The organism is Prevotella conceptionensis 9403948 (assembly GCF_000312305.1).
Classification (GTDB): domain Bacteria; phylum Bacteroidota; class Bacteroidia; order Bacteroidales; family Bacteroidaceae; genus Prevotella; species Prevotella conceptionensis.
On the sequence record NZ_HE999449.1, the window covers coordinates 198710 to 224840 of the forward strand.

The following is a 26131-nucleotide window of genomic DNA, read 5'->3' on the forward strand; positions in this document are numbered from 1 at the left end:
ACTAGCGATGGATGTCATAAAGAGAAACTTTTTCGCCTTGCTGCAAACGGGGGCATTCGGCAAGATGCAACATGTTGAACCCATGTCGGCTTACAAATGGCGCAAGTTGTTTGCCATGATGGGTGTTCACGATGTGTTGCAGTTTGCTTTGGCTGGTTACACTAAGCAGCAATACCAAAACGTGCGCCATATTCCCCAACCCATCCTGCACGACTTGAAATCGCATCCGCAACTCTCTTTGGACGAGACCTACGCTAGTTCCCGACTGTCGAACAAGTTCTTGAATAATCGGTTGAAAGCCATCAGGGAAGGCGAGCCACATGCGATGGACACTTCTATCGAAACATTGCATGTGCTCAATATCATCGTACATAATGTGGAAGATACGCTTAACAAGGGTGTTGTGCTAAGGGGTATCGTTGATTTGGGCATGTATCTTCGAACAATGGGCCATAAGGTAGACTTCGTCAAATTGGAGAGTTGGCTCAACAGGTTGCACATCGAAAGCTTGGCACAATTTCAAGGCAGCATACTTATACAGCTCTTAGGTTTCGAAGAAGACGAAGTGCCATTCACCAAGCGCATAATGGGCGATGCCGAGAAGGCCACGCTCAAATCGGTTGAACGTACTGCAAAAGACACAAGCGAAAAGTGGGACTTTAAACAAGACAAATCGCTGTGGCTGCACGCCAATTCGGGGGCCATTAAACAAAGCATGAGACGCAGCTTTCACTACCTTTTGTATGCACCGATAGAGACAATCAGCAACCTTACCTATAAATTTGCTAAAAATCTTTCGGAATTGGAAGAATAATGCGTTTATGATACCGCCACTCTAACTACTTTTTGTAACTTTGCATCTATGAAGAAATTACTTATCGTTTTGGCATGCGCATTATGTCCGTTTGGGGCTAATGCCCAAGAAGGATACTACATACAATGCGAAGACACTTGCAACCACATACACGGCATAGACATCAGCCATTATCAGGGGCAAGTGTTTTGGGAAGTCATCGGCGAAAACTCGAAGATGGCATACGTGTACATCAAAGCCTCCGAAGGTGGCGACCGCATCGACCCTAGGTACGAACGCAACATACAACTGGCTCATCAATATGGGCTGAAAGTGGGTTCGTACCACTTTTTCAGGCCCAAAACCAACCTCGCTAAGCAGTTGGAGAACTTCATGACACAATGCAGGCCAGGCGACCAAGACCTTATACCGATGATTGACGTAGAAACGAAGAGCGGATTGTCCACACCCGAATTCCGCGATTCGCTTACCAAATTCATCACGCTTGTGGAAGAGGCGTATAAGCAAAAACCGCTCATCTACACCTTCACCAACTTCTATAACGCCCACATGCAAGGTGCGATAGACGGCTATCCACTAATGATTGCCCAATACAACGCCATCGAACCCGAACTTAAAGACGGACGCGACATCACCATGTGGCAATATACAGGCAAGGGACGGATTAACGGTATCAACGGATTTGTAGACAAAAGCAGGTTTCTTAAGAACCACGGCTTGCGCGAAATACGTTTCCACCACTAACCAATTATCATCAAACAATACATAAAAGGAAAACAATATGGCAATGATTAAATGTCCGGAGTGCGGTCATGTTATTAGCGACAGAGCACCCTCGTGCCCTTCATGCGGCGCGAAAATCGAAAACGAAGTTGTTAAATGCCCCGTTTGTGGAGAGGCTTACTTTAAGGAGCAAGCCGAATGCCCCCACTGCCACCACCGCACGGCAAATGCTTCGACCATGGAAAATGAACACCCCAACAACGTTGTTCACCCTGCGCCACAGTCTCCTTCGACAGGCGTAGCAGATACCAACGTTCCGCAACAGCCGTCTAACAATGCGTATGTACAACCAACGGTTACCCCTGTTGCTGCTCAACAGCAACAAAACGTATATGGCAACGGCCAAGGCATGCAATCGCAAGCCAGCCAACCTGTAAACAACGCCTATCAAGGTCAACCTGTACAGTCAACGCAACAACAAGGCGGATACCAGACACAACCGCCCCAGCCCACACAGCAACAAGGCGGTTATCAGGCTCAACCGGCTCAGCCCATTAATGGAGCACAGCCGCAGTTTGGCAACCCCCAACAGTCTCAATACGGACAGGTTCCACCACAAACGCCCCCTCCCGGCACTCAACAACCGCAAAATAAGAACATCTTAACCATTGCTCTCATCTCGGTTGTTGCGTTGCTCTTCATTGGTCTTGGCGCATACTTCTTCTTTGGTTCATCTGGTAACAAGGAGCAACAGGCCTACGAATACGCCCTTAACAGCAACGACCCAGCGGTGCTTGAATCGTATCTAAACAATTATAGAGATGCAGACCCGATGCACCGCGACAAGATTAGCCAACAGCTAGCCCAACTTAAACAAAGCGAGCTAGACTGGACTAACACGATGGTGAGTGGGTCGAAGACGGCTTTGGCTGATTTTCTAAGCAAATACCCTAACAGCACACACAAGGCAGAGGCGGAACGCAAGATAGATTCGCTTGACTGGTTGGTGGCTAAAAAAGCCAATACGGCAGAGGCCTACAACCTATATGTTACCGAACATCCCAACGGCGTATATATCGACGAGGCTAACAACAGCTTGAATGTGGCCAAAACTAAGAACATTACGCCGAAAGAAAAAGAAATGCTGGCTTTGGTGTTCCGTAGTGTGTTCCGTAGCATTAACGACCGTGACGACGAAGGGCTCACTTCTAACTTCAGCGATTTCCTAAGTTCGTTCCTTGGAAAGAGCAACGCCTCGAAAAGCGACGTCATTGCTTTCCTCAACAAAATTTATAAAGACGACATCACGGCTATGGAATGGCGCGCCAACAACGACATGAAGATTACAAAACGTGAGATTGGCATAGATGAATATGAATATAGCGTTGACTTCTCGGCGAAACAAAAGATTGAACGCGAAGACGAAGACCAAGAAACCGAGGCAAACTATCGAATTAAGGCGAAAGTGAACCCCGATGGAAAGATTACAGAACTGAACATGGTTAAGGTGATAAAGTAAATACGCAACCACAACTCGCTTTATCTGCCGTGCCTTGACCTGTGTTTATCGTTAAACGATATCGGTTAACTGCCTTTCATATAATATCCCCACCTTTGGTTAGGGTTACCATCCCTGCGCCAGAGTGGGGATATTTTTATGCAGAGATTAAACCCGAGTCGGTTTTTAGACCGCTTATCAAATATCTGAAGTTGTTTCCATTGTTTCCATTGTTTCTATTCATCTTTCATTTGCTTGTTGACCCTATTTCCTGTCTTAGCCTCTAGACGTAACCCGTCATGCCTCCTAGAATAAGGCCCGCAATAAGCCCATGCAACTTAAAACGCACAAAAAAGGTTCTTCCTGAATTTGGTGTGATATCGTTTAACATCTAATTATCAATACCTTTTTGTGAGCTCTATTCTTTCACATCACTTTATTTACTGAATATTAAAGAATATAAAATGCTAAAATAAAGACTACAAAATCTATACTTAGCTTACATGGGATTCCATACTACAAAGAGCTTATGTTTAAGGGTTTACAATACTTATTTATCAGCAGGTAGCCTGAAAAAATAACCATTAATCTTCTGTTGACCCCTTTGTGGCAGGTTGTAAGGGGTCAGTGATTTAGACCTTTGCAGCTTAAAACGCATAAAAAAAGGCGCACCAAAGGTGCGCCCGTTCTCTCATTTCACTTTACGTAGAAATTACATGTGAGCTGTTGAATCGTTAGCAGCGGTGCTGTCGTTAGCAGCAGTGCTGTCTTGAACGTTAGCGGTGTCATTAACCGTGCTGTCTGCGTTAGCAGCAGGAGCGTTCTTCTTATCATTGCAAGATGCGAAAGATACAGCAGCGATAGCTACGAAAGCCAAAACTAATTTTTTCATTTTCTTTGCTTTTTAAATCTGTAAAACAATCATTTGTTTATTAAAACATTGCAAAGGTAAACATTTTTCCAATACGACGTATCGTTTTTTAGCATTATTTTTCAACTAATTCTGTAACTTTTCTATATATTACTGTATATCAACTCATTACAGAATAGTTAAAAATCAGCCCAACACGTCCAATTTAAGCAATTTTACTCATAAACTAGGCATTTCACCGTTTTTAAATAAGTGTCTAGCCGTGCATGTGTGCGTCCACAAACGACAGCGGGAGCAAGTCTTTGATTGACGAAAGCTCAAAAATGCGGTTTTCGCCATAAAGAAGAATGCGGACAGGCTGCTTATAACGGTCTTCCATTTCCAACACTACCTGCCTACACGCGCCACAAGGGGTGATTGGTTCGGAAAGAAAGCCCTTCTCGTTGCGTGCGGCCACTGCCATAGCAACGATGGCCTGCTCTGGACATCGCGATTGGGCTGCAAAGATGGCCGAACGTTCGGCACATAAGCCCGATGGAAAGGCAGCATTCTCTTGATTGGCACCTATAACCACACTTCCATCGGCTAACAAAAGGGCAGCACCCACATAAAACTTTGAATAATTGGCGTAAGCATTGTTAGTGGCCAGCTTGGCTTGTTCCAGCAAATGGCGGTCGGCCTCGTTCATTTCATCGAATGCAAATTCGCGAACGCGAATGTTAAGGTCTATTGTTCTCATAATGTATAATGTCTTTTTTGCTTTTTACTCTTTATATTCGTACGCCCCCAAGTCGGGTTTAGCGTCGCGTGCCACTCCCCTTCTGTCGATGGGCAATGCCCACAATGCGTTACCCACGTCTATCGCCCCACTACCCTTCTTTAATCTGAAATCGTAATAAAGGTTTTTCTCATCAAACACTGCAAACGTGTTACGGGGCGATAGGGTTGTGTCCGAAGCGTTCTCGTAAATAACGTTCTCAAACTTCGCATTAATGTAGGGGTCTTCCAATTTGGGCATTCTAATACGACAGTCTCTAAACGTCATCAACAGCCCCTTATCCTTTTCTTCCTTCCCCAGCATCAATATATCGTTGGCATAACCTGTTAACAGGCTGTTCTGTACCACCAAGTTTGTCAGCGGATATTTGTTAAACGTTACCCACAAAGCTGCGCCCCGGTTAGCACCGAAAGGGTAAAACTGAGCCAAGGTGCAATGCGTTAGCGATACTTTTCCGCCGTTTATGCGCACGCAATCGTTCTGCGTGTTGGATATTTGGCAGTTTTGCATCTCTATCTGACTGTTGTCCGCCAGCACTCCAAAGCCTTGGCAGTTGTGTACTGTTACCGCTTTCATGGTTAATTTTGTTTTGGAAACATCCGACGAGTCTACTCGCAAACCATCGAAAGAGCTATGAAGGTCCATGTTTTCAAACTCGTTGCCATACGAATGCTCGTAGATACGCACGCCAGCCCACTGTCCACTCACGCGGTCGTAAGGCAAATAGCTAAACATCTTGTCCAACCTGTCGCCGCGCAACACCACGTTGACCTCGGCTGTTCCCTTAACCAGTAGCCGTCCATACACGTCAATTCCAGCCTTATCGTGAAAAAACAGCATAGTTCCTGGGGCTAAGGTTAGTGTTGCCGCACTGTCAACCTGTATCTTTCCATAAACAATGATGGGTGTTTCGCCTGTTAATGTAGTGTCGCGCCGTATGTGAAGGTTCTTCACCGAACGCGCTTTCCAGCTACGCGCACGAAGTAGCACGCGTTGTTCCATGCCGCCAAGCTGACTAAAAACTAATTTGTCTTCTATCAGTTCCAATCCTTCCGACGTTGCCTTTGGAGATGTCAGCTCAACAAAGACTCGGATGCTATCGTTCTTGCGCACTTCCAAATTACTCGTTTGAAATCCCGATTCGGCACTTAGATATGTACCATCCACATTCACCCGATAACCTTGCTGATTGCCGCCAGCCAAGCGCACGCTAGACAGTCGCACGTTGGCACCCGAACGATTGTACACCCAAAAAGTACGTGTAGACGTGGGCACATTGGCAAACACGGTGTCCATGTCAACCGTATCTGTTGAGAAATGGAGGGGCGAAACCGAAGAAGATGTGGTGAAATCGTCGTCGGAACACGAGAATAACAAGCAGAATATCGAGATTATAAAACAGGCGTACTTTACTTTCATACTGATAATAACGTGTTTCAAACAAATATATTGCCGACGAAACGGGAAAAAGAGTGCGTAACCAGCCTATGAGAATAAGCACGCAAACAAACCTGTTACCTATTCTTTTTCCTAATATACCACTGGTGCGTAAAGGCCACATACAAGCCGAAAGCCAAAATAAGGCATACTAACGAGGCCGACAATGCTAGGTGAAGGTCTTCGGCAAAGAAGAAGTAGCCAACGAAAAGGCCTGCCGCTAGGCCGCTTTCCCACCCCAACATGTAGGTGCTTACAGCCGTTCCACGCTGACAATGCTTGCTCAACTTAATGAAAAAGAGCAAGAAACGCGAACCAATAAGCCCAATGCCAAGCCCTACAAACACGGGTGATATGTAGTTAACTATCATCTGTTTGCGCGTTAGAATCATCACCAAAGCCGCAGCAATAAGTATCGAACCCGCCACTACCTGACTTTTTAGGTCGGCATCTACAAAGGCAAAACGTTCGGCTAGCAAGGCTATCGCAAAGCCTACCATCACCATAGCGTAGAACATGGCGGTGAATTGCGTGGACATAAGTATGCCAACCGACAAACAAATGAGGAAGAGATTGAGGAAAAGCCACTTTGCCACGGGTAAGAAAAAACGGTCGCCACTAATCTTTTTAACACCGTCGTCGGGCGTGCGAAAGGGAAATTTCACCGTGGCAAGCAGTATATAAGCAGCCAAAGCCAAAGCAGCACTAGCCAAAATAGGACTGAAAGTGGTGCGGGCAAAGACAATACCAAGCATCGGACCTAACGACAAGGCAAAGCGTCCGAACCATGCAGAGGCGTGGTTGGCCTCGGTACGCTGAAAGGATTCGCTCTTATCTATTATCAACGTGCTAGACAATATCATCTGTACTAAACCGAAACCGGCACCTAGTACAAGGCGAAGGAACAACAACACGCGGTATTGCAACCACGACTGATGCAGTTCGCGCTCAACAAGCCAACAGCCTAGCAAGGCCAAAAACACCAAGGCAATGGCCCAAAGACAAACCCTGTTGCGGCGATAACGCTGAACAAGCCAGTTGCAAAAGCCGCCCAAAAGAAACAATCCGATGCCGTAAACGCCCATTACAATTCCAACGGCTTGTTGGGAAAAACCAGCCGACCCCAACATCCAAACAGGCAAAATGGGTATGAGCATATAAACCGACATGGTTATAAGCAAGTTGGTAATGGCCAAAATCCAAAAGTCGGCGTGCCAAAGACTGATGTGTACTGGGGTGTTTTGGGTGTCCATTGCTTCGTTGTTAATTGATAATCATGAAGTGGAGGTGAAGAACACGAACGTTAATAGTTGGCGCATTGAATGCCCTTTACGAGCAACAAGGTCAATACGACTCGTCAACAGAGGGGAACGTCGCTGCCTTAACGTCGGTGATGTAGGCCTGCACAGCATCGTTCATCTGCTGTGCAAGATGGGCGTACTGCCTTAAAAACTTAGGTTTGAAACCCTGCGTAAGGCCAAGCATGTCGGCATATACAAGAATTTGGCCATCGGTTGCATGGCCTGCACCAATCCCAATCGTGGCGCACGATACGCGTTTGGTTACCTCGGCGGCTAAATCGGCAGGCACTTTCTCCAAGGTTATGGCAAAACAGCCGGCCTTGTCCAGCGCAACGGCATCCGCAATTAGCTTTTCGGCCTCGGCCGTTTCTTTTGCCCTAACGCCATATCCGCCAAACTTATGCACGCTTTGTGGCGTCAGTCCGAGGTGTCCAATAACGGGTATGCCGATATCTACCAAATGTTTAATCGTGTCGGCAATTTCCTTTCCGCCTTCCAGTTTCAAGGCATCCACACCCGTTTCTTTCATCATTCGCACGGCATTGGCCACGGCCAAGTCTTTTGAAACTTGATAAGTACCAAATGGCATGTCGCATACAACGAGGGCGCGACGTACGGCACGGGCAACACTTCGGGCGTGATATATCATTTCGTCGAGCGTAATGGGCAAGGTGTCAGCGTTTCCAGCCATCACGTTAGAGGCCGAGTCGCCCACCAAGATGCCGTCAATACCTGCTCCGTCAATAATCGTTGCTGTGGTGAAATCGTATGCCGTGAGCATAGAAATCTTCTCACCTTGACGTTTCATTGCCACAAACTTGTTTGCTGTTACCTTTTTTATGTCAGTATTTAAATAGCCTGCCATTACGTTCTTTCATTTTCAATTAATGGAGTTCGAGCCTTGCCCCAACTCCATTTTGCCATATATTGTTGTAAATTTAGGGCAAAGTTAAGCATTATTATCCATATCTGCAAATTGTGTTAGTTAAAGACGCGGTACGCAAACAAGTTGGAATGTGCATGGCGTTGGTCATTTTCTGATGTCACAGCCTGATGTCTGACACTTGCGAGATAACCATTTCCACCTCTTCATTGGTCATGGTGGGGTTTAACGGCAAGCTTAACTCTTCGCGATGTATGCGTTCGGTGATGGGCAAAGCAAGGGCATTCCACTCGGAGTAGCATTTCTGCTTGTGGGGCGGTATGGGATAATGAATGATGGTTTCGATGCCGCGTTGGTGTAATTCGCGCTGCAATAAGTCGCGTTTGGCACATAGCACGGGGAATATGTGGAACACATTGTTGGCCAAATAATCTTTAGTTGGTAAGTTTATGGCTGTGTTTTGGATGCCGTCAACATACTTTGTGGCGATGGCCACGCGTCGTTCGTTGTCCAGATCGAGCCATTTAAGTTTCTCGCAAAGCACTGCAGCCTGCATTTCGTCCATTCTACTGTTCTGCCCCACGTAGTCGAACACATACTTCTTGCTCGAACCATAGTTGCCTAATGCTCGCACAATGTTCGCCAACTCTTCATCGTTAGTGGTTACACCACCGGCATCTCCCAGTGCACCGAGGTTCTTTCCTGGGTAGAAACTGTGGGCAGCCGCATGGCCCACACTACCTGTTCGCCGTCCTTTCCATAGGCATCCATGAGCTTGCGCGTTGTCTTCTATCATCAAAAGTTGATGTTCTTCGCAAATGGAAAGCAACTCTTCGGTAAAGGCACACTTGCCATATAGATGCACAACAAGCAGTGCTTTGGTTCGCTTGCCGATGTGTTTTGCCATTTGTTGCGCGTCTATCTGGAACGTATCTGCATGTGGTTCGACCAAAACTGGCAGCAAACCGTTAGACGTTATCGAAATGATTGAGGCGATATAGGTGTTGGCAGGCACTAGTATCTCGTCGCCAGGGCGTAACAAACCTTTCTCAATGTAGGCCTTGAAGATGAGCGAAAGGGCGTCCAATCCGTTTCCGCAGGCCACACAATGCGACGTACCGATGTATTGGGCATAGGCCTTTTCGAAAGCCTTTACCTCGTTACCCAACAGATACCAACCACTATCCACCACGCGGCGAACCACTTCTTGCAGTTGCTCGCGGTGCTGGGCGGTGTATCGTTGAAGGTCGAAATACTTTAACATGACATGAAAGGAAACTTATACATTATTATATATAACATCGAACAAAGGCGTGCAGACACTTGAAGATAACGTTAGTGCGAAGCCTATGGCACCCATTCGTAGGTGTCGTAACACACGCCACGCCCCCCAAAGCCTTCCTTTTGGAAGATAAGTGGTTCGTTTAACCGCCGTCCGCGGTCTTCGGTAGACTTGCCAAAGTCGAAAAACGGCTTGTCAATAAACACTTCGTCGATGAGATAACGAAACAGAAGGTCGAGCGCACCAACGGCTTTTCCCTTGGCCGATGCAGATATATATTGCACATGCAGTACGCGTGGCATAACGTAGACCACAGTTCCTGCAACCATTTCGTTGTCTAAATAGGCTGCATAAAGGCGGATGTGGCGAGAGAAAAGGTTTGCCAACATCGATATTTCGGTAAGCGAATGCACAGGATTAACGGCGTATCGCTGTTGCAAGTTGGCAGATAGTATGTCCCAAAAAGCGGCAAAATCGTTGCAGGGCATAACTTCTACACCTGCTCTTTTAGCCTTTCGCAGACAATCTTTTCGCGACTGACTGAAAGCCAACTTCTTCTCTTGCGAGATAGTAGAGGATATTTCGCGAGCCGTTAGACGTGCATTGCAGACATTGAAAAGCGCATAAAGGTCTTCTTCGGCAGGCAATTCATGGTATATCCACGGCACGGGGCGATACACAACGCGTGTTATTCCCGCATTGCGTAACCACGTATTAAGGCATTCGAACACCTGCATCACCTTAACCGCCCTACCCTTCTTGTCGGTTATCAGTCCGCCGTAGGTCAACCCACTATGCGAAGTCACGCTCCCATCCCTTTCCTTATTGAGCGGCAAAAGAGCCACCAAAGATTGCTTATGGAATATAAGAAGTGAGAAATCGGTGAACCTTTGGCGATGGTAGTCCATATAATCGCGCAAGAAAAGGAAAGTTCCGTTACGACTTTTGCGAACGAAACTGTCCCATTGGGCTTTCAGTTCAGGCGTATATCTAACTATTTCGTACATTCAAAAATTGCGGGATGGGTATTAAAGCCAATATAAAACACGATGCAATGCACCGCTATTTTTTATCTGCGAGATACCGAAGAAAGTCGTCGTACTCGCGAATGTAGTCGTCTTCATCGAACGGTTCGGATGCTAAAACCAAACAAACCGCCCCTGAAGAGAAGTCGTCGAGCGTTCGCCACACGTCTGTATCAATAAGCAAACCTTGATAAGGATGGTTAAGCAACACTGTTTTTTGCTCTTCGCCGTTGTCTACCGTTACATGGAAACTACCACTAAGGGCGATGAGAACCTCCTTACACAACTTGTGCGCATGCCCTCCGCGGCATTCACCGGCAGGCACATCGTAAACCCAATAAGCGCGTTTGATGGAAAAAGGAACATCGGTATGAGCCTGCGCCACAGTGAGATTACCACGCGGATCGGTTATCTTGGGAAAGTCGATAAGAGCTGTGTTCAAGTGTTTCATTTCTTGTTTATCAAACCTTTAAGCATCTGCCATTCGGGGGTTACAGCCAACCTACGCAAGTCGGTGGCTATGTTTTCGGCCGTTTTGGTGTCTGTTTCGTTCTTTGCCTGTGCCAATTGGCGTAACGTAAGCCTTGTTTTACCAAACAGGCCATAGAAAGAAATTAGCCGTTGTTCGTTCAAGGTGGGCAACAGGTGGAGCAAATGTTCAACATAATGCCCCACCTGATGACTCACCAACTTGGGATTTTGGCCAAAGCTGATGAGAAAGCTGTGCAACTCTGTACTAATGTTATCCATTAGCGGTTGCCGTACATCTCTTCGTAATACTTCTGATAATCGCCGCTGGTTACTTCGGCAATCCACTCCTGATTGGCCAAGTTCCACTCGATGGTCTTAACGATGCCATCGGCAAACTTTGTTTCGGGATACCAGCCCAGTTCGTTTTTAATCTTCGTTGGGTCGATGCCATAACGTTGGTCATGTCCCAATCGGTCGGCAACATACGTAATCAGATCTTCGTTTATCCAGTCGGTGCGTATCTCTCCATTAGCATCCAATTCTTGTTTTTTAAGCACGTGGCGAAGGTCTTTATCATTGTCCATCAGCTGGCGAATGGTCTTAATAATCAGTTTCACAATGTCGATGTTCTTCATTTCGTTGTGTCCGCCAACGTTATACACCTCGCCAACGCGCCCTTCACGTACAACAAGGTCGATGGCCTTACAATGGTCTTCAACGTAAAGCCAATCTCTAACGTTCTCGCCTTTGCCGTAAACAGGCAGCTTTTTTCCTTCTAAAATATTGTTGATAATTAGCGGAATAAGTTTCTCGGGAAAATGATATGGACCGTAATTGTTAGAGCAACGTGTGATGCTTACGGGCATGTGGTAGGTATCGTGGTAAGCCATGACAAACATGTCGGCACTAGCTTTCGATGCACTATATGGGCTATGGGGGCACAAAGGCGTAGTTTCCATGAAGTAACCCGTGTCTCCTAGCGAGCCATAAACCTCGTCGGTAGATACTTGATGGTAGCGTTTGCCGGCCTTCCATGTGGGATAACCCGTTTCGTCTTTACCCGTAACCCACGCCTTACGCGCCGCATCCAGCAGGTTTTGGGTGCCAAGAATGTTTACCGAAAGAAACAGCTGTGGGTCTTCGATGCTGCGGTCAACATGACTTTCTGCGGCAAAGTTAACCACATAGTCGATGTCGTTGTCGGCAAAAAGACCGTTAACCAAGTCGTGATCGCGTATGTCGCCACGAACAAACACGCAGCGTTTGTTGTCGATGTCGTTTTTTATCGTACCCAAATTGCCAGCATAAGTAAGCAGGTCCAGTACAATAACTTTGATGTCTTCGTCCTGGTACTTCTTTTCCAAGAGGTACTTAATGTAGTTGGCGCCGATAAAACCAGCCGCTCCTGTTACGAGATAGGTTTTCATATAAAAAATATATTTATCTGTTTTTATTATTGTCTGCTAATGTTATTACTTCACAATCGGTGAATTTTTCGCCCTCAATAGTAAGCCTAACGAGTGTTCGTTCCTTGTGGAATCCCGATATGCCTGCTGCTCCGGGGTTGATGTGTAGCATGTTCAACGTCTTATCGTATTGTATTTTCAAGATGTGCGAATGCCCCGCAACGAATAGTTTAGGCGGACTAGCATAGAGTGTGGCCTGTATGCGCGGGTCGTAATGCCCTGGATAACCGCCGATATGAGTCATCAAAACGTCTACATCCTCTACTTTAAAGCGTAATCGCTCTGGGTATAGGCGGCGCAGGTCGCCACCATCAATGTTGCCATGCACAGCCCTTAGCGGCTTAAAGGCGGCCAAACGCATGGAAACTTCCAACGAGCCGATGTCGCCTGCATGCCAAATCTCGTCGCATTCGGCAAAATAGGTCAAGTACCTGTCGTCCCAATAGCCGTGGGTGTCGCTCAAAATACCTATTCGCCGCATTGCTTAGAAAACTTTGTTTCAACAATTGACCAAGGAAATCGGCCGTACCCCTTATGCCCAAGATGGAAGAATTGATGCAAAGGTCGTACGAGAACCCATGCCCCCACGTCTTACCCGTATAGAAATCGTAATAGGCAGCTCGGCGTTCGTCGCCTTCGTGAATGATGGCGGCAGCCTTTTTCTCGTCGCATTGCTGGCGTTGCATCACGCGTTGAATGCGCTCTTCGAGGTTTGCCGTTACGAAAAAACTAATAATACGTGGAGCATCACGCAGAATATAGTCGGCGCACCTACCCACGAACACGCAATTGTCAGCCTCGGCAGCCTTGATGATGGCCTCGCTTTGAAACTTGAACAACATATCTTGCGACAGCTCGTTCTGGAACAAGCCGTGTTCTCCGCCGATAAGTGGGAGATTGTAGCGGAAGAAACTTTTGCTAAACGCCTTCTGCTCATCGTTGCGTTCGAAAAGCCGTTCACACAGTCCACTTTCTTTTGCAGCAAGGTTCAACAACTCGCCATCATACATCTTATAACCCAAGTGTTGTGCCAGCAATGAGGCAATTTCCTTGCCGCCACTGCCAAGCTGTCTGCCCACTGTTATGATAATATTCGAAGTTTCCATTGCTATAATGTCTTTTGTCTGTTGATTTTACGCATAAACAAGACCATGATAACGGCTGTTACTAAGGCCGATGTGGTATCGGCAACGGGCATAGACCACCAAACACCGTCTACACCATAAAGTGTAGGCAGCACCAAGAGCAGCGGAATTAAGAACACCAACTGCCTTGAAAGCGAAAGGAAAACGCTTATCTTGGCCTTGCCGATGCTTTGGAAGAAGTTGGCGATAACCATTTGATAGCCGATGATGGGGAAAGACACCATCGTTATGCGCATGGCATGCACCGAAAGGGTGATGAGCGTCTGGTCGGATGTGAAGAGCCTAACGCACTGTTCGGGGAAAAACTCGCCTACCACGAAGCCTGTTGTGGTTACGCATGTGCCGCAAATTACGGCATATTTCAACACACGCATCATGCGGTCGAACTTCATCGCTCCATAATTGTAGCCTGCAATGGGCTGCATACCTTGGTTAACACCGATGGTTACCATCACGAAGATAAAGGCAATGCGGTTGATGATGCCGTAGGCACCAACAGCCATGTCGCCCCCATGCGACACCAAACTGTTGTTGATGATGATAACCACAAAGCAAGCGCACACGTTCATGGAAAAGGGAGACATGCCAATGGCAAGGATATTCTTCACCAAACGACTGCGCAAACGATATATTCCGCGCTTGAAGTGTATAAATTCAGACTTTTTGCTGAACATCATCAACTGCCATACCAGGGCAAGTAGCTGGGAAAGCACCGTAGCGTAGGCTGCTCCGCGTATGCCTAGTCCTAGTGGCCAGATGAAGATTGGGTCGAGTATGGCATTGATTATCACCGTGAAGATGGTCATATACATAGACAATTGGGGCTTGCCCGCCGCCCGTTGCAGGGCGTTAAGACCAAAATACAGGTGTGTAACAACGTTACCAAGGAGAATAATCTCCATGTAGTCTTTGGCGTAGGGCAGTGTTTGGGCACTCGCCCCAAAGAACATCAGGATGGGTTCAAGAAACAAAAGGCTGATGATGGAGAAACAAACGCCCGTTATGATGTTTAACATCACAGTGTTGCCGAGTATGTTTTGGGCGGCTCCATAATCCTTCTGCCCTAGCTTTACGGAAAGTAAACTAGATGCTCCCACTCCTACACCCGCGCCAAAAGCCGTAGAAAGGTTCATCAGCGGAAAGGTAATGGCAAGTCCAGAGATAGCCAAAGCGCCAACGCCCTGCCCAATAAAGATACTGTCAACCATGTTGTAGAGCGAGGATGCCGTCATGGCAATGATTGCAGGGACGGCATAGCGCACAAGCAGCTGCCCCACTGGCTTTGTACCTAACTCTAATGTTGCTTTCTGATTATCCATCAATATAATTCGGTTTATCCTGCAAAAGTACTAATTATAGCTGGTTTCCACAAATTACCTGCTCATTATTACCAACTTTCTAGTTGGCAACGCACTTGTAGTAGCTGTTTAATGGTGAAACAGGCTTTTAAACCCATCTTCTCGTTAACTGGTCTATTCGTTGGCTTGTCAACTGGTTAACTCGTAAACTGTCCACTAGTTAGCTTGTCCACTCTCGTTGGTTTGTCAACCCGTTAACTGGGCTACTCGTTAACTGGTCAACACGTCAACCTGCCAACTCGCTAACTTGTCAACGCCCCAACTTGTCTGTTTCTGTCCACTTTTCAGCAAGAATTTTAACATTATGAGTACCCTTTTCGTTCACCAATCGCTCACCTAGTCGCAAAAAATCGATTCTCGCGAAGGTTGGTTTTGATGCAAAAAGGGGTTAGCATGTGAATGCTGCAAAATGAATTTTTATTTAAAATCATCGTCATTTGCACCAGATTTTGGACCATTTGCTGCTAAACGTAGTGCATTTTGGTGCAAAACGCATTGCATTTTGCTGCTAAACACAGTGCAATTTGGTGCTAAACGCAGTGTATTTTGGTGCTAAACGCAGTGCATTTTGGTGCTAAACGCAGTGAAAAATGTTGCTGAATGCAAGTCGAAAAGTATAAATATCCACTGCAATGGTATAAACAAAACCTTTTAGGACCATTAAAAACAAGGCTAAAAAGGCCAAAATAGCCGTTAAAAAGTGGGGTTTTAGGGTATAAAAGGCTAAAATTGGGCGTGAAAAATTACGAGTCAACGACCAAACTAGAAAGGCAAAATGGTGCAAAATGCAGGTTCTACTCTTAAAAACAGACTGAACAAAAGACTTGAAAGACTAGAAATGGTAGTAATTTACCTACTTTTTAACTTTTATTTTCGCTAGAACGGAGGGAGAATTGGACGGACCTTGTAAAACAAAAAGCAAGGATTTAAGTTTTCTGGATTTATAAGTTTGTAAGTTTAAGAGTTAGTAGGTTTAAGTGTTGATGAGTTCTTGAGTTCGTCAGTTGATGAGTTGATGTATTCGGTAGTCGTTGGGTTTTCGTGAGTTCATACACCAGCGAGTTGGTCTTTCGGGCACTTCGTATATGAGATGGGTGTTTATCTTGTGTTGACATCACAAAGACAACAACCCCCTATCCACTTATTGCCATAGTAAAAGTACAGACGGGTCCAACATCTAAATTTCTGCTTATAGTACTTTATTATTTCTAGAGAAGAGTGTCGAACAGGTACATTTTATAAAAAACTAAAACTTCGCAAATGATGAGTCACAAACATAGATTAACGTAAGTTGGGAATAAAGAGAACTTTGAATTTGTATAGCTCACTGAAAATGAGTACCTTTACATTGATTAAAAAACAAAGGAACAAACCCAAAAGCCATGCAGAAAGATACAACAATGTTTAGGGAAGATGGTTATCTCAACGACTTTCACAGAGCGTGGAACGAAAAATGTATCAAAGACGACAAAGAACATCGGGCTTTGATGCAATCGAAAGGGATGCGCTATTCAGCAGAATTTCTGAGAGCACAGTCCCAAAGAATGGACGAATTGGTAAGACAGGAAGAAGAAAGGTCGAAAGAAGAAAGGAAGAAACGCTCAAAGGCTGGGCGATAGTAACTGGCCATTGGTACATGGGCTTGTAGGTCTTTACCGACAAGCAGCCGTGCTGTTTCTTTCAAAACGAACACGATACTGTGTCTTTTGTTAGGCCTGTAATGGCATCCTTACTACATCTATTCGTCGCATGCGCCAAAAACAGCGGAAGTTTTGTTAGACATGTAAAAGGCCATACTTACTACATCAAAGACCCACTTACGATATCTATATGTGCAAGTTATGCTAGCTTATTAACAGCTAGCCTATCGCATTGACGTAAGCTGCGCACATTTCTGCACAGCGTTCGCCGTCCATTGCAGCCGAAACAATGCCGCCAGCATAGCCTGCGCCTTCGCCGCAAGGGAACAAGCCTGCAATACTAACGTGCTGAAAGTTCTCTCTATCGCGCACGATGCGAACGGGCGAAGAGGTTCGGCTCTCGGTAGCAATGAGCACTGCCTCGTTGGTTAAGAAACCATGACTGTTTCGGCCAAACTTCTGAAAGCCCTCTTGCAAACGCGAAACAATGTGTTTGGGCATCCAAAAATGCAGGGGACTGGATATTAATCCAGGCGAATAACTACTTTGGGGCAGGTCGTAACTTAACTTACGATTAACAAAATCGACCATTCGCTGTGCGGGTGCGGTCTGCTTGCAGTTGCCGTTCACCCAACAATCGTGTTCAATAGACTGCTGATAGTGCATCATTTTCAACACGTCGTCGCCTTCAACATCTTCGGGTCTTACCTCTACCACCATGCCACTATTGGACCATTTGGAACCTCGATTGGCAGGACTCATGCCATTAACCACGATTTGTTCGGGCTCGGTTGCTGCAGGAATGACGAAACCACCAGGACACATACAGAACGAATAAACACCCCTTTCGGCCGATTGGGCAACGAAACCATATTCGGCAGCAGGCAAATACTTGCCTCGTCCGTTCTTGCTGTGATACTGAATTTGATCGATTAAGGCTGACGGATGTTCGAGTCTTACGCCTATGGCCAGCCCTTTGGGTTGGATGGGGATGCCTGCCGTGGCTAGATATTGGTACACATCGCGTGCGCTATGGCCTGTGGCCAAGATTACAGCGCCTTTGAAATTCCGCTCTTCGCACGTTAAACTATTAAGTGTTTGCACGCCAATCACCTTATTACTTTCCATTAAGAAGGCAGTCATCTTGGTTTGGAAGTACACTTCTCCGCCACTATTGATGATGGTATTGCGGATTGCCTCGATTACCTTTGGCAACTTGTCGGTGCCGATATGGGGGTGAGCGTCTGACAAGATGGACGTTGATGCACCATGCTGGCAGAACACGTTTAATATTTTCTCTACATTGCCGCGTTTCTTACTCCGCGTATACAGCTTGCCGTCTGAATAAGCACCTGCACCGCCTTCACCAAAACAATAGTTGCTTTCGGGGTTTATCTTTTGCTCCTTGGTAATTAGCGAAAGGTCGCGGTGGCGTTCGTTAACGCTTTTTCCTCGTTCAACGACAATGGGACGAATGCCTTGTTCAATCAAACGAAGTGCTGCAAACAATCCGCCAGGACCTGCCCCCACAACAATGGCTTGGGGACAATGCGACACATCAGGGTAATTTACAACCTGGTATTCTAGTTTTTCGGGCATTTCGTTAACGAAAACCCGCACTGAGAGATTAACGAATATGGTGCGTTGGCGCGCGTCGATGCTGCGTTTTAGCACCTGAACGTGTGTGATGGTTCGCACATCAAGTGCTTTATCATGTGCAACATAGTCGCGGATGCTGTCTTCGGTGTATGCCTGCTGGGGCAACAAACGCAATTGATATTCGTATGTCATTGGTGTAAAATGGGGGAAATGTGTGGGTGAGAAAGGGTGTAAGGGCGCGTAAGAAATGTGTGCCCCATGGGGTTATCCTAAAAACAAAGATTGACAACTTTACGCTTTAACGGCCATTACAACAAAGTTACAAGGACGTTAATACGCAAAGTTGCCAAACGCAAACGAAGACAAAAGAAACACAACAGGGCAATTAATTGTTTACGCTGCCGCCCATAATGTCGAGCAACTCGTTGGTAATTGCCTGCTGTCTACTCTTGTTATACTGTAAGTTCAAGCCTCTGAGCAGTTCGTCGGCATTGTCGGTAGCTGTTTGCATGGCCACCATACGCGCCGCATGCTCACTAGCATTGCTGTCGAGCAAGGCCGTATACATCATCAAGTTCAACTCTTTGGGGATGAGCGTTGTTAGGATTGTCTCCATGTCTGGCTCAACAAGGAAGTTGTCGTTAAGGGGTTTTGCCTCGTCCTTGGTCTTTTCTTCCTTCGCTGCTTTTTTCTTAAGATACTCTTGTGCCTTGGCCGTAACCACATCAGAACTTAGGTCGCGGTCGCTAAAACGTCCCAATTCTGTGGAGAGGTCGATGGGCAAGAAAGTTCTTCTAGTCAAAATCTGCGAGCCTGCGCTCTTGAAATGATGGTAAATAAGCTCAACTCTGTCTAGCTCGCCTGCTGCATATTGTTCCGACAACTCTGTGGCGATGTCTGCACATTGGTGTGCATTGGGTTTCTCGGCAAGAAGGTTGAAATTGCCACCTATCTGCAATCCCATCTTGGTTGCCTGCTCGGTGATTTTCCTGCCGATAGGGTAAACCACGATGTCGGTAACGCCTTGCTCTCGATAGTGTGCCACCGCCTGCTGCAACAACTTGGTGACGTTGGCATTGAAACCGCCACACAAGCTGCTGTTGCTTGAAAAAGGCACAAGCGCAACGCGTTTAAGCTGCTTGCGCTCCACGTTTAATGGCGTGCGAGCCTCTGGCATTGACGCGAGAAAAGCTTTGAGGATATGCTCCAACATACTCTCGTAAGGCAGCATGTTCTCAATCAATTGCTGTGCATGGTGCAGCTTAGACGATGCCACCATCTTCATGGCACTCGTTATCTTACGGGTGCTGTTAACGGAAGCAATTCGTGTCTTTATCTCTTTTAATGAAGGCATACGCTATGTGTTGAAGGGTGACGTCGTCCGCCTCACACACTGTTGTGAGGCGGAACAAGGCCAGCCTTAAATGATCAAACTTTTTGGAATTGACCCGCAATGTCAGCCATTACGGATTCGAGTACGCCGCAAGCCTCGTCGTTCAGTCCGCCACTTGCCAAGAAATCAATGGTGGATTGGTGGGTTGAACGCAACTTGTCGAGGAACAGCGTCTGACATTCGCGTACCTGTTCTACGGGTACATCGTGCATCAAACCGCGCGTTCCGCAATACAATATGGCAATTTGCTCGCCCACAGGCATTGGCGTGTATTGGGGTTGAATGAGCAATTGCGTGTTCTTTCGGCCCCTATCCAAGGTCATTGCGGTAACGGCATCCATGTCGCTTGAGAACTTAGAGAAAGCCTCCAGCTCGCGATACTGTGCCATATCTATTTTAAGTGTACCCGCAACCTTCTTCATACTCTTGATTTGAGCAGAGCCACCCACACGGCTAACCGATATACCTACGTTGATGGCAGGACGGAAACCTTGGTTGAAAAGGTCGGTTTCCAAATATATCTGCCCATCCGTAATAGAGATTACGTTGGTTGGAATGTAGGCGGAAACGTCGCCGGCCTGCGTTTCGATGATGGGAAGCGCCGTTAGCGAACCACCTCCCTTTACGTGACCTTTAAGACATTCGGGCAGGTCGTTCATCTGTTCGGCCACTTCTTGCTGGTCGTTGATGCGTGCGGCACGTTCCAACAGACGGCTATGCAGATAGAAAACGTCACCAGGATAAGCCTCGCGACCCGAAGGACGGCGAAGGATGAGCGACACTTCACGATAGGCAACGGCTTGCTTGGAAAGGTCGTCGTAAACAACTAGCGCGTGTTCGCCACGATCGCGGAAGTATTCGCCGATGGCAGCACCTGCGAATGGCGCGTAATATTGCATGGCAGCGGGATCGGCAGCTGTTGCCGAGACGATGATGGTGTAGTCTAACGCACCCCGTTCTTTCAGTGTCTGTACTAAAGTAGCCACCGTAGAGGCCTTCTGGCCAATGGCAACGTAAATACAATACACAGGCTTGCCGGCATCGTAGAAACTCTTTTGATTGATGATGGTGTCGAGAGCAATGGCCGTTTTACCCGTCTGGCGGTCGCCAATGATAAGCTCGCGTTGTCCTCTACCAATGGGAATCATCGAGTCTACACCTTTAAGTCCTGTTTGAAGTGGTTCCTTAACGGGCTGACGGAAGATAACACCAGGTGCCTTTCGGTCGAGCGGCATCTCGAAAGCGTTAGACAAATCAATTTCGCCAAGCCCGTCGATAGCCTCGCCCAAGGGGTTGATTACACGCCCAAGCATGTTGTCGTTCACCCGAATGCTGGCAATGCGGTGCGTGCGCTTTACCACCTGCCCCTCTTTGATTTCAGAGGTAGGTCCTAAAAGCACACAGCCAACATTGTCTTCTTCCAGGTTCATGACGATGGCCATGGTTCCATTTTCAAATTCAAGCAACTCGTTGGCTTCGGCATTACGCAATCCGTAGACACGCGCAACGCCATCGCTAACGGTAAGGACCGTGCCAATTTCGTCAAAGTCCTGCCCGTCGCTGATTTGTTGAAGTTGTTGGAACAATATCTCTGAGACCTCGTTGGGCCTTATTTTATCAGACATGTTACTTGTTTTTTAATTCTATTAGAATTCGATTAAGTTTGCTCTTCACGCTGGCATCCATGCGGTAGGTGTCGTAGTCCAACACAAATCCGCCAAGAATGGCAGGGTCTACCTCCGTGGTGAACTCGACAGTTCCCTGCGTTCGCTCTTCCACTAAGTGGCGCATACGTTGCTCAACCTCGGCAGTGAGTTGCACGGCCGTGGTGATTTTGCCGCTTGTAATGTGGAAATGTTGCCTGTACAGGTTAATGAAAGACGAGGCAATGAACTGCAACAAGTCTTCCCTACCCTCGCGCAACACCAAAGCGATGAAGCGTTTCGTGAGTTCGACAGCGGGCGTCCCGCATGCCGCCATCACCACTGAGCTTTTCTTCGACCGTGAATACATGGGGTTGCACACCGCAGGACGGAGCTCTGGAACATGCAGGTAGCATTCCAACAGGTTCGTCATGTTGTTATACACATCCTCGTAACAGCGGTCATCAATGGCAGCTTTGAGCAATGCGCGAGCGTATCGAACAGCTATTAACCCTATATCCATAACTCGTTTAGTTGGGGTTTACAGAGAAAGCATCGTCTAAGAAACGGTTAACCAACGACATCTGTTGAGCGTTGGAGGCCAAGTTTTCACGCACAACCTTCTCGGCAATCTGCACGCTTAGCTCCGCCACCTGTGTACGAATGTCGCGGATGGCATTCTGTTTCTCTACCTCTATCTGCCTTTTGGTTTCTTCGAGCAGTCGCACACCCTCCTCGTGAGCCGTCTGTCGAGCTTTCTCAACTATGGCGTCGCGTGTTTGGGCAGCCTCCTTTAAGATGAGTGATTGTTTCTCTCGTGCGTCTTGAAGAATTTGTTCGCTTTCTTGCTTGATGTTTTCTAGCCGTTCTGATGCCTCATGAGCCTTGCGCAGACTTTCGTCTATGTATGTCTTACGGTCTTCAACCATCCTGATGATAACAGGAAAACCGTATTTAACTAGAACAACAAAAACCACCAAGAACGCCAAGAGCATCCAAAAGAGCAAGCCCAAGTCGGGCGTTAGTATTGATGGTAAATTCTCCATTCGGTTACTTATTTAATCAAGAATGCACACGCTGCAATGGCGAAGAGGGCACAACCCTCAACGAAAGAAGCGGTAACAATCATGTTTGTCTGTATTTTGTTCGTAGCTTCGGGCTGACGGGCAATGGCATCCATTGCGCTACCGCCAATGCGACCGATACCTAAACCTGCACCAATTGTAGCAATACCTGCACCAATACCGCAGCCTAGCTGAGCCAGACCCTCGGCAGCCAATAATGTTGTAATCATCATAGTTCTTATTCTTTTATTAATTGTTTATATTCTATTTTAGTTGTTTTGTTCGTTAAGACGTTTCTTACAGTGGCATCCGAGCCTCTTGTGGCATGCACACCTATGTTAAACTTATCACACAATAGCGCATTCACACGAAGAACTCTGCCCGTTAAAGTGTGTTCTGCACAAGGCTGATAAGCTTTTGGAAACTACTCGGCAACGTGGTGCTCACGATGAGCCATGCCGATAAAGACGGCACTAAGCATGGTGAACACATACGCCTGCACGAATGCGACAAGCAATTCGAGACAGTTCATGAAAAGCAACATGATTATCCCAAACGTGTTCAATCCCAGGCCATAGCCTACGCCCATGTTCCATCCAAGGAATATCACGCAAGTGAAACTCAATATAATGGCATGACCAGCCATCATGTTGGCGAAGAGACGTATCATCAACGCAAAAGGCTTTGTGAAGATACTGAACACCTCTATCACCGGCATAAGGGGAACGGGAAACTTCAAGGCAACAGGAACTTCTGGCCAAAATACGTCTTTCCAATACTCCTTATTGCCAAAGATGTTGATAACCAACATCGCGGTAATGGCCAAGAACATGGTTATGTTGATGTTACCCGTTACGTTTGCTCCGCCTGGGAACACGGGAACAAGCCCAATCATGTTACAAGTGAAGATGAAAAAGAACACCGTCAACAAGAAAGGAGCATAGCGTTTGTATTGCCGTTCGCCCACGGCAGGCTTTATCAGGTCGTCGTGGATGTACATCACGAACATTTCCATCAAGCCAACGAGACCTTTGGGAGCAGCACTTTTCTCATCCACCTTCTTATACCAGCGTGCGCACGACAGGAAGACCGTGAGCAAAATCGCCACAACAATCCATATCTGAGCAACGGCTTTGGTTATGCTTAGGTCCAAAGGACGCGTCGTAGAACCGTCTGCACGCCGTTCATATATCTTTCCATGATGCTGGGCATCGAAGAAAAAGTTGTTCGGAAGATGATGAGCCGTACCCACATACCATTCGCCCGTGTCGCTACTTCTAACGATGATGGGTAAGGGTATGCTCAGATGCTTGCCTTCGTACGTGGCGATGTGCCATTCGTAAGCATCCGACAAGTGTTCGAGCACGATCTCTGGAATATCGAGTTCCTTCTTGTCTTCCCCTCCGTTGCTAGCCGCGTGGAGCGACAACGAAGTGAAAAGCAACAGCAGCAGAAACGATATATATCTTACTTTTTTCATTATAATACATTATTATTATATAGCCGTTATGTACCCGACTTACGCTTATCGTTTGAGAAGAACGTGGCGTGGTGCACCAACATCGCCACATAGTACAAGGCGAAAACGCATAGAAAGAGCAACATCGCTTGTCTTTCTACCACGAAGTAGTACACGAAAAACACCAACACACACAACAGCATGCGAAACCCTGACACACCTAAGAAAAAGGTGGGGAGGCTATCTGGCGACTTTATCGCCACGCGCGACCATACCAGGATGTCTGCCGTCTCGATGATTAAAAAGACCACCGAACTAACCAGCAACGGCAACGCAACCGCATAACCCAGGAAAAGTTCGGCAACACCATACACGCCTATCGCCAACAAGGCCAGCGTAATGAGGCTTTGGCAGATGAAACGCCACTTTTGTTTGCCTACTCGCCTTTCGTCCATAGCACTTTCCATAGAGAGCCGTTATACCTCCACACACAAGGAGACAACGTTCTTTTGCACCTCGACAAAACCACCTGTGATGGCACACTCATGCGTTTCGCCCTCATCCGTGACGTAAACCACTTGGCCCACATCTAGCGAAGAGATGATGGGTGCATGGTTGTCGAGAATCTCGAACTCACCAAGACTGCCTGGAACCTTTACGCTCTGGGCATCGCCTTGATAGAGTTGCTTTTCCGGAGAAACAATAATCAATTTGAGCATAGACACGTGCTTTTACACCAACTAGTTCGAACCTGCTGCTTCAAGCAATTTCTTACCTTTCTCGATAGCGTCTTCTATCGTGCCAACGTTCAAGAAAGCCTGCTCTGGAAGGTCGTCTACCTCACCGTCAAGTATCATGTTAAAGCCCTTGATGGTGTCTTCGATGCTTACCATCGCGCCCTTAACGCCCGTAAACTGCTCGGCAACGGTAAACGGCTGAGAAAGGAAACGCTGCACCCTACGTGCGCGGTTCACCGTCTGTTTGTCTTCGTCGCTCAACTCATCCATACCAAGAATGGCGATGATGTCTTGCAATTCCTTATAGCGTTGCAGTATCTGTTTCACACGTTGCGCACATTCGTAATGCTCTTTACCCACAATCAGCGGGTCGAGAATACGCGAAGTAGATCCCAATGGGTCCACGGCAGGATAAATACCCAGCTCAGTAATCTTACGGCTAAGCTCCGTTGTAGCATCCAAGTGCGTGAAAGTGGTAGCAGGAGCGGGGTCGGTCAAGTCGTCGGCAGGCACATATACGGCCTGGACAGACGTGATGGAACCACGCCTAGTAGACGTAATGCGCTCTTGCATCGCACCCATCTCACTGGCCAACGTAGGTTGATAGCCCACAGCCGAAGGCATACGGCCCAACAAAGCCGATACTTCCGAGCCTGCTTGTGTAAAGCGGAAGATGTTGTCGATAAAGAACATGATGTCTGCCGGCTCGCCATCCTTCCCTCCATGATCGCGGAATTCCTCGGCAACGGTTAGTCCCGACAATGCCACAGAGGCACGTGCGCCAGGCGGCTCGTTCATCTGCCCATACACAAGGGTGGCTTGCGATTGGCGTAGTTCTTCGGGATCAACTAGCGAAAGGTCCCATTTGCCCTCCTCCATTGCCTTCCTAAACTTGTCGCCATAGCGGATAACCCCCGACTCGATCATGTCGCGGATAAGGTCGTTTCCTTCACGTGTACGTTCTCCAACACCTGCGAACACCGAGTAACCGTTATGTCCCTTGGCGATGTTATTAATCAGTTCCATGATAAGTACGGTCTTACCAACGCCCGCACCACCAAACAAACCAATCTTACCACCCTTCATATAGGGTTCCAACAGGTCGATAACCTTGATGCCCGTGGCCAACATTTCCTTGTGGGTAGAAAGTTCGTCGAACTTAGGTGGCTCCCTATGGATGGGATAAGCCCCTTCCATGTTCAGTTCCGACATGCCGTCGATGGGCTTGCCGATAACGTTCAGCATGCGGCCTTTAATCTGTTCGCCGGCCGGCATGGTGATAGGACTGCCCAAAGGCGTTGCTTTAAGGTGGCGTTGCAGACCGTCGGTGTTATCCATTGCCACGCAGCGCACAGTGTCTTCACCGATATGCTGTTGAACCTCCACTATCAATTCGCGGCCGTCGGGCCTAACGATACGCAAGGCATCGTGAATTTTCGGCAGCACTTTCTCCTCCTCTTGGCCCTTGGTGTCGAAGTAGACGTCAATTACCGGACCAATAATTTGCGAAATGTGTCCTTCTATGTTTGACATATTCAGATATC

At 47.2% G+C, this 26131-nt stretch carries 28 protein-coding genes; 5 read left to right on the forward strand and 23 right to left on the reverse strand.

All coding sequences use genetic code 11. From position 1 onward, the window contains the following. Positions 1-7: 7 nt before the first annotated feature. Genes BN93_RS11435 through BN93_RS11445 form a run of 3 tightly spaced genes read left to right on the forward strand, consistent with a single transcriptional unit; the run spans position 8 to position 3056 of the window. Positions 8-814, forward strand: a complete 807-nt coding sequence (locus tag BN93_RS11435; protein WP_019188457.1) for a hypothetical protein — start codon at positions 8-10, stop codon at positions 812-814. A 48-nt stretch (positions 815-862) separates the two neighbouring features. Beyond that, positions 863-1558 (forward strand): glycoside hydrolase family 25 protein, encoded by a 696-nt coding sequence (locus BN93_RS11440; RefSeq protein WP_019188458.1) that lies wholly within the window; start codon positions 863-865, stop codon positions 1556-1558. 37 nt (positions 1559-1595) lie between these two features. Further along, positions 1596-3056 (forward strand): zinc ribbon domain-containing protein, encoded by a 1461-nt coding sequence (locus tag BN93_RS11445; RefSeq protein ID WP_019188459.1) that lies wholly within the window; start codon positions 1596-1598, stop codon positions 3054-3056. A gap of 691 nt (positions 3057-3747) precedes the next feature. Here BN93_RS11445 and BN93_RS11450 read toward each other — a convergent pair. The 3 genes from BN93_RS11450 to BN93_RS11460 form a co-directional block, all read right to left on the reverse strand. Beyond that, entirely contained in the window at positions 3748-3927 is a 180-nt protein-coding gene (locus BN93_RS11450; RefSeq protein ID WP_019188460.1) for a PG1828 family lipoprotein, read from the reverse strand. Positions 3928-4162: 235 nt separating this feature from the next. Next, a complete protein-coding gene (gene cdd, locus BN93_RS11455) occupies positions 4163-4645 on the reverse strand; it encodes a cytidine deaminase (protein ID WP_019188461.1) in 483 nt (160 codons plus the stop codon). 24 nt (positions 4646-4669) lie between these two features. Next, a complete protein-coding gene (locus BN93_RS11460) occupies positions 4670-5980 on the reverse strand; it encodes a right-handed parallel beta-helix repeat-containing protein (protein WP_019188462.1) in 1311 nt (436 codons plus the stop codon). On the opposite strand from BN93_RS11460, the gene BN93_RS18690 reads away from it, so the two are divergent. Continuing rightward, complete coding sequence (locus tag BN93_RS18690; RefSeq protein WP_019188463.1) at positions 5979-6164, forward strand: hypothetical protein; 186 nt, start codon at positions 5979-5981, stop codon at positions 6162-6164. The two genes, BN93_RS11460 and BN93_RS18690, sit on opposite strands and share 2 nt — an antisense overlap. A 34-nt stretch (positions 6165-6198) precedes the next feature. Here BN93_RS18690 and BN93_RS11465 read toward each other — a convergent pair whose 3' ends face one another. The 10 genes from BN93_RS11465 to BN93_RS11510 form a co-directional block, all read right to left on the reverse strand. Further along, positions 6199-7374 (reverse strand): MFS transporter, encoded by a 1176-nt coding sequence (locus tag BN93_RS11465; RefSeq protein ID WP_019188464.1) that lies wholly within the window; start codon positions 7372-7374, stop codon positions 6199-6201. A gap of 91 nt (positions 7375-7465) precedes the next feature. After that, positions 7466-8287 carry a 3-methyl-2-oxobutanoate hydroxymethyltransferase gene (panB, locus tag BN93_RS11470; protein WP_019188465.1) on the reverse strand — a complete coding sequence of 274 codons (822 nt, stop codon included), beginning with the start codon at positions 8285-8287 and terminating at the stop codon, positions 7466-7468. Between the two features lie 178 nt (positions 8288-8465). Then, entirely contained in the window at positions 8466-9569 is a 1104-nt protein-coding gene (locus BN93_RS11475; RefSeq protein ID WP_019188467.1) for a DegT/DnrJ/EryC1/StrS family aminotransferase, read from the reverse strand. 83 nt (positions 9570-9652) lie between these two features. After that, a complete protein-coding gene (locus BN93_RS11480; protein WP_019188468.1) occupies positions 9653-10594 on the reverse strand; it encodes a GNAT family N-acetyltransferase in 942 nt (313 codons plus the stop codon). A 55-nt stretch (positions 10595-10649) separates the two neighbouring features. After that, the gene (locus tag BN93_RS11485) at positions 10650-11063 is read right to left on the reverse strand and encodes a sugar 3,4-ketoisomerase (RefSeq protein ID WP_019188469.1); all 414 of its coding nucleotides are present in this window, start codon (positions 11061-11063) and stop codon (positions 10650-10652) included. Then, positions 11060-11362 (reverse strand): hypothetical protein, encoded by a 303-nt coding sequence (locus BN93_RS11490; protein ID WP_019188470.1) that lies wholly within the window; start codon positions 11360-11362, stop codon positions 11060-11062. Before BN93_RS11490 ends, BN93_RS11485 begins: the two co-directional genes overlap by 4 nt. Next, positions 11362-12510 carry a dTDP-glucose 4,6-dehydratase gene (rfbB, locus tag BN93_RS11495; protein WP_019188471.1) on the reverse strand — a complete coding sequence of 383 codons (1149 nt, stop codon included), beginning with the start codon at positions 12508-12510 and terminating at the stop codon, positions 11362-11364. The genes BN93_RS11490 and rfbB overlap by 1 nt, the downstream gene beginning before the upstream one ends. A gap of 13 nt (positions 12511-12523) precedes the next feature. Continuing rightward, entirely contained in the window at positions 12524-12976 is a 453-nt protein-coding gene (locus BN93_RS11500) for a metallophosphoesterase family protein (RefSeq protein WP_316928623.1), read from the reverse strand. Further along, entirely contained in the window at positions 12891-13655 is a 765-nt protein-coding gene (locus BN93_RS11505; protein ID WP_019188473.1) for a cytidylate kinase-like family protein, read from the reverse strand. The genes BN93_RS11500 and BN93_RS11505 overlap by 86 nt, the downstream gene beginning before the upstream one ends. Before the next feature lie 2 nt (positions 13656-13657). Continuing rightward, a complete protein-coding gene (locus tag BN93_RS11510; RefSeq protein ID WP_019188474.1) occupies positions 13658-15013 on the reverse strand; it encodes an MATE family efflux transporter in 1356 nt (451 codons plus the stop codon). Positions 15014-16434: 1421 nt separating this feature from the next. Here BN93_RS11510 and BN93_RS11515 point away from each other — a divergent pair. Then, positions 16435-16671 (forward strand): hypothetical protein, encoded by a 237-nt coding sequence (locus BN93_RS11515; protein ID WP_019188475.1) that lies wholly within the window; start codon positions 16435-16437, stop codon positions 16669-16671. A 240-nt stretch (positions 16672-16911) separates the two neighbouring features. Here the strand turns inward: BN93_RS11515 and BN93_RS11520 are convergent, their stop codons facing one another. The 10 genes from BN93_RS11520 to atpD form a co-directional block, all read right to left on the reverse strand. Beyond that, on the reverse strand, positions 16912-18483 hold the full coding sequence (locus BN93_RS11520) for an NAD(P)/FAD-dependent oxidoreductase (RefSeq protein WP_019188476.1): 1572 nt from the start codon (positions 18481-18483) through the stop codon (positions 16912-16914). A gap of 193 nt (positions 18484-18676) precedes the next feature. Beyond that, positions 18677-19645 carry a F0F1 ATP synthase subunit gamma gene (locus tag BN93_RS11525; protein WP_044260588.1) on the reverse strand — a complete coding sequence of 323 codons (969 nt, stop codon included), beginning with the start codon at positions 19643-19645 and terminating at the stop codon, positions 18677-18679. Positions 19646-19719: 74 nt separating this feature from the next. After that, the gene (gene atpA, locus BN93_RS11530) at positions 19720-21309 is read right to left on the reverse strand and encodes a F0F1 ATP synthase subunit alpha (protein ID WP_019188478.1); all 1590 of its coding nucleotides are present in this window, start codon (positions 21307-21309) and stop codon (positions 19720-19722) included. A 1-nt stretch (position 21310) separates the two neighbouring features. Continuing rightward, complete coding sequence (locus tag BN93_RS11535) at positions 21311-21850, reverse strand: F0F1 ATP synthase subunit delta (RefSeq protein WP_019188479.1); 540 nt, start codon at positions 21848-21850, stop codon at positions 21311-21313. A 7-nt stretch (positions 21851-21857) separates the two neighbouring features. Further along, complete coding sequence (gene atpF / locus BN93_RS11540) at positions 21858-22373, reverse strand: F0F1 ATP synthase subunit B (RefSeq protein WP_009229883.1); 516 nt, start codon at positions 22371-22373, stop codon at positions 21858-21860. 8 nt (positions 22374-22381) lie between these two features. Continuing rightward, complete coding sequence (gene atpE, locus BN93_RS11545) at positions 22382-22624, reverse strand: ATP synthase F0 subunit C (RefSeq protein ID WP_009229884.1); 243 nt, start codon at positions 22622-22624, stop codon at positions 22382-22384. A 191-nt stretch (positions 22625-22815) separates the two neighbouring features. Then, positions 22816-23871, reverse strand: a complete 1056-nt coding sequence (gene atpB / locus BN93_RS11550) for a F0F1 ATP synthase subunit A (RefSeq protein ID WP_019188480.1) — start codon at positions 23869-23871, stop codon at positions 22816-22818. A 26-nt stretch (positions 23872-23897) separates the two neighbouring features. Further along, on the reverse strand, positions 23898-24317 hold the full coding sequence (locus BN93_RS11555) for a hypothetical protein (protein WP_019188481.1): 420 nt from the start codon (positions 24315-24317) through the stop codon (positions 23898-23900). A 9-nt stretch (positions 24318-24326) separates the two neighbouring features. Continuing rightward, positions 24327-24569 (reverse strand): ATP synthase F1 subunit epsilon, encoded by a 243-nt coding sequence (gene atpC / locus BN93_RS11560; protein WP_019188482.1) that lies wholly within the window; start codon positions 24567-24569, stop codon positions 24327-24329. Between the two features lie 21 nt (positions 24570-24590). Next, positions 24591-26120 carry a F0F1 ATP synthase subunit beta gene (gene atpD / locus BN93_RS11565; RefSeq protein ID WP_019188483.1) on the reverse strand — a complete coding sequence of 510 codons (1530 nt, stop codon included), beginning with the start codon at positions 26118-26120 and terminating at the stop codon, positions 24591-24593. Positions 26121-26131 lie beyond the last annotated feature (11 nt).

Excerpts from the sequence above, each read along its gene's own strand:
- BN93_RS11435 (WP_019188457.1), top strand. The coding sequence starts at position 8 with ATGGATGTCATAAAGAGAAACTTTTTCGCCTTGCTGCAAACGGGGGCA.
- BN93_RS11440 (WP_019188458.1), top strand. The coding sequence starts at position 863 with ATGAAGAAATTACTTATCGTTTTGGCATGCGCATTATGTCCGTTTGGG.
- BN93_RS11445 (WP_019188459.1), top strand. The coding sequence starts at position 1,596 with ATGGCAATGATTAAATGTCCGGAGTGCGGTCATGTTATTAGCGACAGA.
- BN93_RS11450 (WP_019188460.1), bottom strand. The coding sequence starts at position 3,927 with ATGAAAAAATTAGTTTTGGCTTTCGTAGCTATCGCTGCTGTATCTTTC.
- cdd (WP_019188461.1), bottom strand. The coding sequence starts at position 4,645 with ATGAGAACAATAGACCTTAACATTCGCGTTCGCGAATTTGCATTCGAT.
- BN93_RS18690 (WP_019188463.1), top strand. The coding sequence starts at position 5,979 with ATGTCAACCGTATCTGTTGAGAAATGGAGGGGCGAAACCGAAGAAGAT.
- BN93_RS11460 (WP_019188462.1), bottom strand. The coding sequence starts at position 5,980 with ATGGACACCGTGTTTGCCAATGTGCCCACGTCTACACGTACTTTTTGG.
- BN93_RS11465 (WP_019188464.1), bottom strand. The coding sequence starts at position 7,374 with ATGGACACCCAAAACACCCCAGTACACATCAGTCTTTGGCACGCCGAC.
- panB (WP_019188465.1), bottom strand. The coding sequence starts at position 8,287 with ATGGCAGGCTATTTAAATACTGACATAAAAAAGGTAACAGCAAACAAG.
- BN93_RS11475 (WP_019188467.1), bottom strand. The coding sequence starts at position 9,569 with ATGTTAAAGTATTTCGACCTTCAACGATACACCGCCCAGCACCGCGAG.
- BN93_RS11480 (WP_019188468.1), bottom strand. The coding sequence starts at position 10,594 with ATGTACGAAATAGTTAGATATACGCCTGAACTGAAAGCCCAATGGGAC.
- BN93_RS11485 (WP_019188469.1), bottom strand. The coding sequence starts at position 11,063 with ATGAAACACTTGAACACAGCTCTTATCGACTTTCCCAAGATAACCGAT.
- BN93_RS11490 (WP_019188470.1), bottom strand. The coding sequence starts at position 11,362 with ATGGATAACATTAGTACAGAGTTGCACAGCTTTCTCATCAGCTTTGGC.
- rfbB (WP_019188471.1), bottom strand. The coding sequence starts at position 12,510 with ATGAAAACCTATCTCGTAACAGGAGCGGCTGGTTTTATCGGCGCCAAC.
- BN93_RS11505 (WP_019188473.1), bottom strand. The coding sequence starts at position 13,655 with ATGGAAACTTCGAATATTATCATAACAGTGGGCAGACAGCTTGGCAGT.
- BN93_RS11510 (WP_019188474.1), bottom strand. The coding sequence starts at position 15,013 with ATGGATAATCAGAAAGCAACATTAGAGTTAGGTACAAAGCCAGTGGGG.
- BN93_RS11515 (WP_019188475.1), top strand. The coding sequence starts at position 16,435 with ATGCAGAAAGATACAACAATGTTTAGGGAAGATGGTTATCTCAACGAC.
- BN93_RS11520 (WP_019188476.1), bottom strand. The coding sequence starts at position 18,483 with ATGACATACGAATATCAATTGCGTTTGTTGCCCCAGCAGGCATACACC.
- BN93_RS11525 (WP_044260588.1), bottom strand. The coding sequence starts at position 19,645 with ATGCCTTCATTAAAAGAGATAAAGACACGAATTGCTTCCGTTAACAGC.
- atpA (WP_019188478.1), bottom strand. The coding sequence starts at position 21,309 with ATGTCTGATAAAATAAGGCCCAACGAGGTCTCAGAGATATTGTTCCAA.
- BN93_RS11535 (WP_019188479.1), bottom strand. The coding sequence starts at position 21,850 with ATGGATATAGGGTTAATAGCTGTTCGATACGCTCGCGCATTGCTCAAA.
- atpF (WP_009229883.1), bottom strand. The coding sequence starts at position 22,373 with ATGGAGAATTTACCATCAATACTAACGCCCGACTTGGGCTTGCTCTTT.
- atpE (WP_009229884.1), bottom strand. The coding sequence starts at position 22,624 with ATGATGATTACAACATTATTGGCTGCCGAGGGTCTGGCTCAGCTAGGC.
- atpB (WP_019188480.1), bottom strand. The coding sequence starts at position 23,871 with ATGAAAAAAGTAAGATATATATCGTTTCTGCTGCTGTTGCTTTTCACT.
- BN93_RS11555 (WP_019188481.1), bottom strand. The coding sequence starts at position 24,317 with ATGGAAAGTGCTATGGACGAAAGGCGAGTAGGCAAACAAAAGTGGCGT.
- atpC (WP_019188482.1), bottom strand. The coding sequence starts at position 24,569 with ATGCTCAAATTGATTATTGTTTCTCCGGAAAAGCAACTCTATCAAGGC.
- atpD (WP_019188483.1), bottom strand. The coding sequence starts at position 26,120 with ATGTCAAACATAGAAGGACACATTTCGCAAATTATTGGTCCGGTAATT.